This window comes from Lacticaseibacillus salsurae (genome assembly GCF_045862175.1).
Lineage (GTDB): Bacteria > Bacillota > Bacilli > Lactobacillales > Lactobacillaceae > Lacticaseibacillus > Lacticaseibacillus salsurae.
In genome coordinates, this window is the sequence record NZ_BAAFZI010000088.1 from 1 (window position 1) to 5,776 (window position 5,776).

Annotated in this window: 1 protein-coding gene; it reads right to left on the bottom strand. The window is 48.8% G+C overall.

The window, feature by feature from the left end:
* Positions 1-105 precede the first annotated feature (105 nt).
* Positions 106-5,496, bottom strand: coding sequence for a KxYKxGKxW signal peptide domain-containing protein (locus ACKTSG_RS13475; RefSeq protein ID WP_407895503.1), 5,391 nt, complete (start codon positions 5,494-5,496; stop codon positions 106-108).
* Positions 5,497-5,776: the final 280 nt, after the last annotated feature.

Below are 5,776 nucleotides of genomic sequence, written 5' to 3' on the forward strand. Positions count from 1 at the left end.
GCGTGCAATTCGATGAGCATGTCTTTGAAATCTTGGTTGTACTTCTTAGCCATAACAGATCCTCCAGTCATCATACTTTGATGTTATTATACTAGATTCACTGTCTCACTTTTGAGGGTAACACCAGTCATCACCTTTGTCGCCTTTGGCAACTGTAAATGAACCGACCGTCTTATCGCCTACTTTAAAGTTGTAGGTAGTTGAACCGTCTTCATTCTTAGTTCCGTTTGGATCAACTGTTGGCGTATCACCATTCCAGATCGTCGTGGTGCTGTCTTTGCTGCCATCACCATGGTGAATGATCACATTTGTCCCACCAGCTGGGTGGTCAGTCGTTGGATCTTGTGGCGTTGTCTCGATCGTATCGCCATTCTTAGGTGCCTTGATCGAGCCTAAGACAGTGTCGTCAGTGCCATCGCCCTTAGGGCCTTTGACATAGAACTCGACCATGCCATCTTCGCCGTCACGAACTAATGGTGTCGCACCGTCATCACCTTTGTCGCCTTTATAAACAGTCGCTGTATTCCCGTCTGAGAAAGTGATGATGGTATTACCATCTTTGTCAGTCGTACTACTCGTGACAGTCAGCGGTTTAGCAGCATCCCCAGGCTTTGGCTTGGCAACATAAATAACCCAGATGTCTTGGCCGTCTGTCTTGAAGGCCGCATCGGCTGAACCATTATCCGGTAAGCTATTGATCTGACCACCATTGATATCGGCAGTCGCATAGTAGAACAGTACACTGGTGTCAAGGGTGCCACCAGCATCAGGCAAGTCTTTGCCATCACTTTCCAATGTATCTGGGATCTTATATTGAGTGGAGTAATCTGTTCCTTCTGGACCACTAACGGTTACAGGCGGTTGCAGTTCGATGCCACCCACATTTTGATAGACATAGTGAACAATACCTGTTCCTTCTACCACCTTGGAATAGGTCACATTGACTGTGATGCTGCCATCTTCATCATCTTTTTGTGCGGCAAAATCTGTGGCCGCTTGCTTGATAGTGTCACCTTTGGTATCAACTGCAGCATCCGTCACTTCGGCTGGATCTGCCGTGAATCCATCAATCGCGTCAGGGGTGACCGAGGCAAACGGTTCCGCTTGCTTCCACGTTCCTAAATCGATCGTCTTGTCCGCGTCGTCACCAGTTGCGTTCCCGTCGGTGAAATACGTGCGCGTAAAGTTCAGCGTCTGCGTGCCAACGTTTTTAGTCGTGCCATCTGGTTGGACCGCTTGGACGGTGACAGTCAGTTGCTTGTGAGTTTCATTATAGTGCGCGTTATCTTCTTCAGGTGGAGCTGGGTGTTCAATGCGATCAACAGCTGTTGGTTCATAATTGACCGTAACGGTGATTTCGTTGTCTGCGTCTTTCGTATCAGCAGCCGTTGCGGTAATTTCATCCCCAACCGTTTTTTGTTGGTCATCCAGCGTCGACTTATCGACGGTGGTCGGCGTCACGGTATAGTGATCGAATGGTGTTGGCGTGTAAGATGCCTTTAACACATCGGTATCGTCATACATAAATCCGCCATTGGTATCACTATCAGCGATCCATTCGCCGTAATCGATGACACCAAGATCAGGATGGTTGGCGTCGATTTGGTATTTGCGCGTGAATGTGACGTGCTGCGTCGCTTGAGTGGTCGTCTGCGAATCTTTATTCGCGACGATCTTAATGGTAAGCGTCTTGTGCGTTTCAGCGTAGCGATCATCAGTCTTGTCAGACGGCGCATCATGCCATTCAGGCTTTGGCTCATCAGAGGTATAGTTGACTGTACGCGTCACCGTAAACTGGTTATAGGCTTTGGAGCCAATCGTACCGCCGCCAGTCGCGTCGATATTCCCCTTGGTTTTTGTAACCAGTGGCAAGTCATCTGAGCTGATTGCCTGATTGGTTTCTGCATCGATCGTCGCTTTAGCACCGGCAACGACTGGAACGTGCGTTGCATCATCTGGAATGCCTGCCAGCAAAGTTGTGTCATCACTACCACCAAGGCCTGAAGGGTCCGTTGTCCAAGGCGTGTACACAATGCTGCCATCCTCTGCGACTGTAGCGGTGCGGTAAACCGTGACGGATTCGTCGTCAAAGTCGTGCTGTTCTGGGAGCTCTGCAATATCACCTTTGTACACAACACGATTCGTCAGTCTACCGATCAAATAACGTTGGTAGACTTGTGTCGGATCGCCACCCTTGAAGGTGCCTGGATTATCTGGCGTGTAAACGCGCGCACCATCTTTGGTGTAGGTGATTTTAACGGTCTGTGCATCAGCAGTAATGGTGAGCGGCTTTGCGGTGCCGTCATCGCCGGCAGCGATGTGGTATCCGTCAACCTCCTTATCGACTACTGTCGTATTTGCTTGGCTGCCAATTTCACCAGGAATCTCATAAGAGGACTGGCCACTCTTATTCTTAACCGGATCACCGTTTTTATCCACTAATTTAACGGTGATCGTACCGGTAGTAGCCGGCGTTGGCGTGTATATGATTTTCACTACTTGCGGATCAGCAGTAGTAATGGTGAGCGTCTTTGCGGTACCGTCATCGCCGGCAGCGATATGGTAACCATCAACCTGCTTATCAACCACTGACGTATCTACTTGGGTGCCAATTTTACCAGGAATCTCATAAGAGGACTGGCCACTCTTATTCTTAACCGGATCACCGTTTTTATCCACTAATTTGACGATGATCTTACCAGTAGTAGCCGGCGCTGGCGCTGGCGTGTAAGTGATCTTCAGTTCTTGTGGCGCCTCGGTAAAGAGTTTACCGAGCGTACCGTCACCGCCACCGGTTATCGAACGACCAGTGACTTTTTTAGCTTCGTCCGGAACTACGATTGGATCGCCAATAGTCCCGCTATAAGACAACTCGGTCTGACCGGCGTCATTGGTAACGACCTTACCCTCGGTATCCACTAATTTGACTTTAACGGTGCCCGTTGTGGTCTGGTCAGTCGTTCCGGTACCACCATCATCGCCACCAGTTGTTGACTTGTTCTTATCATAAACAACCGTAATGACCTGGTCGCCAACTGCGTCAGTAACAGTGTAATGTGTAGTCGCCGGGTTAGGTCGCATCGTATAGCCGTCGACTTTGTAATTGTAACCTGAGGTGTCGATACCAGCGCCAGGCGAGTATAAGTACTTCCCAGCCTCAATAGTAGATACACCATTGGTATTTTTGACTGGATTACCATCGGCATCAACAAGATGAATGGAAACATGGTGGCCGGCATCTGTCTTCTTGCCTTTGTAGGTGATCGTCAGCTCATCACTGCCATAATCAGTGTATTGGTTCGGGTTGGTCAACCCCATAGTCTTCATTGAACTATTTAAACTATCGAAATCTTTGGCATCGCTAAAAGAACTTTGAATCTCATTGGCAATCACTGACCCAACATCAAGCGTCGTCTTTGCTGGATCAAAAGTATACCCACTAGGCGGATCCAATGGATTGAAGTCAATTTCGCCATCTTTTGCGACATGAGCAGTTTTTGCTGAGTTAGGAATCTCCGTCCCATTTTCGTCCAAATACTTGTAAGTAACTGGGAAGCCGTCTGTCGTCGGGGTGGTATCGCCTGGATCATCCGTTCCAGTGGACGTACTTCCAGAATTAGTTTGATCGACATAATACAGTTTAGTTGTCCCAGCACCTGTGCCTAAGTCATCGGCAGTTTTGGCTGTCGTAATGGCGCCTTTGATTGTCACTGGTTGCGGATCATCACCGGTAACGACATGGGTGCCATTGTCCACAGTCAAAGTCGACTTCACTGTGGCAGACATGTCAGTCAGGATACCTTGTTCAATGACTGAGGAAAGAAACTTTGCTGGATCAGCGTCAACATCACCGCCAACCCACCAGCCTAGGCCGATATAGGCGAGAATTCCTGCCGCCCACCCGATGATTGGAACACGACCCCATGACGATATAACCGTATTTAAGCCTCCTTGGAAGGCTTTTTCCAAGTCAGTCGTTAAATTCGGCACGTCAGCAAGGTCCACGGTGATCATGGTCCCATTATCAACTTTAGTCAGCGTTGCCGGCGTCGAATACGGCGTCTTGACAGTAAACTTTTGGTTTAGTCCCTCCCTAAGTTGTGTATCTCCGGATTCATTGACGAACTCTTCGACGTGCGCCTTAATATCCTTAACTGTTTCCGTTGGTGCAGACGTATTGTAATTCATCACGGCAACCAATGTCGCGTATGGATTGATGGTAAAATTCAGTTCGCCTTCACCATTCGCGTCCGTCACGTTGATGCCTTTGGGAACCAAGACTGAAACATAAACATGATCGCCTGCCAGATCGGAGGACGGATCGATTCCTTTAACTGTAAACGTTGCTTCAGCTTTCGACTCACCAGTGAAGTCGCCACTCGGTGAGGCTTTATCAGCTGTTTCGCCTTTGTCATCAACTGTTTCTACTGTTAAATCTGTGGTCTTGAAAATCGAATCCGCCACCGACCCAGCGGCTACCGCTTGAATCGTTTGCGTGATCCCAGTTTTCTTAAACGCTTCTGCAGCCAGTGCCTTCGCAGCTTCTAATTCGTCGTTGCTAGGGTCGACCAATGTAGTGATGTTGTCAGTAATTTCAGTTTTTTCAGTCGCGTCCACTGGTACAGCCAATGGATCAACTGTAGTGGTTTGCTCTGTATCCGTGGTACTTACTGGTTTTACCGCGCTTGTTTGGTCTTGAACTGCAGGTGTATCAGATTCAGTCGTCGTTGCAGTAGCGGCCTTCACTGCGTCAGCGTTAGCGTCAACTGCCGTTGCAGTCTCAGGCTTTTGTGTGTCGGCAGTGGTTGTCGACTTTGGCGCAGCAACTGTGGTAGCCGCTTTTGCCGCAACAGGCGTGCTAGTGGTAGCTCCGGCAGTTTCAGTTTTAGCCGAAGCCGTAGCTGTAGCTGTAGCTGCTGGTGTTGGTGTTGCCGCTGTTGATTCGGCGGTCGTCGTTGCGGCCGCTTTTGGTGCGACCACTGCAGTTGGTTCGCCAACGTGGCCATCTAAAGACGCCTTTAAGACCACCGTTGATTGGGTGGTCAAAGTCACACTAAATTGACCGTTGGCATCAGCGGTCACGGTTTGGGCGGCGCCATCAGCAGTCGTCGCCGCAATTTGGGCATTGGCAGCAGTCGTCCCCGTGACTATTACCGTACCATTATCTGCGCGAGTCGCTTGAGCCCCCATGATCTCAAGTTGCGCTTTGGTGGTAGCTGGTGTTTCAGTGGTGGTCGTTTTGGCTACTGAAGCTTTGAGCACCGCGACATTTGACGTGGTACCAGAATCAGATCGGCTGATGTACGCTCCTGCGTCGTCATCTGAGATCGTATCAGCTTGGACTGTGTTACCTTGCATCAATGGCATAACCGTAAAGAAGGATGTTACCAACCCACTAAATACCCAGATCTTGCCATCTTTGAACATTTTATAGTGAATTTTTTGACCCGCGTCCATTCGGACATAATTATGTTTCGAATCTAACTTTAATTTCATTATGATCCTCCTCACCCTTGTATATGCATGGAAAGTGTGAATTACTTCATGGGGTATACAATCCTGCTGATGAGGTGAGTATATCAAACGTAAAACGCAAAAATACGCCAGAAATACAAAAATTCTTTTGGTAATTATGGAACGATAATTAAACGCAAATTGCAAGAACAAGTTAGCCACCCCATGGCACGACACCGTGAGATGAACTGTTATCTTTGATGAGTTGAGTTAGCTGGCTACGACTACCTTGGCAGCTCGTCGCTGAGCTCGAGCGCGCTCA

Bases quoted from the DNA above. Each gene is read 5' to 3' on its own strand.
- ACKTSG_RS13475 (WP_407895503.1), bottom strand. From the start codon at position 5,496: ATGAAATTAAAGTTAGATTCGAAACATAATTATGTCCGAATGGACGCG.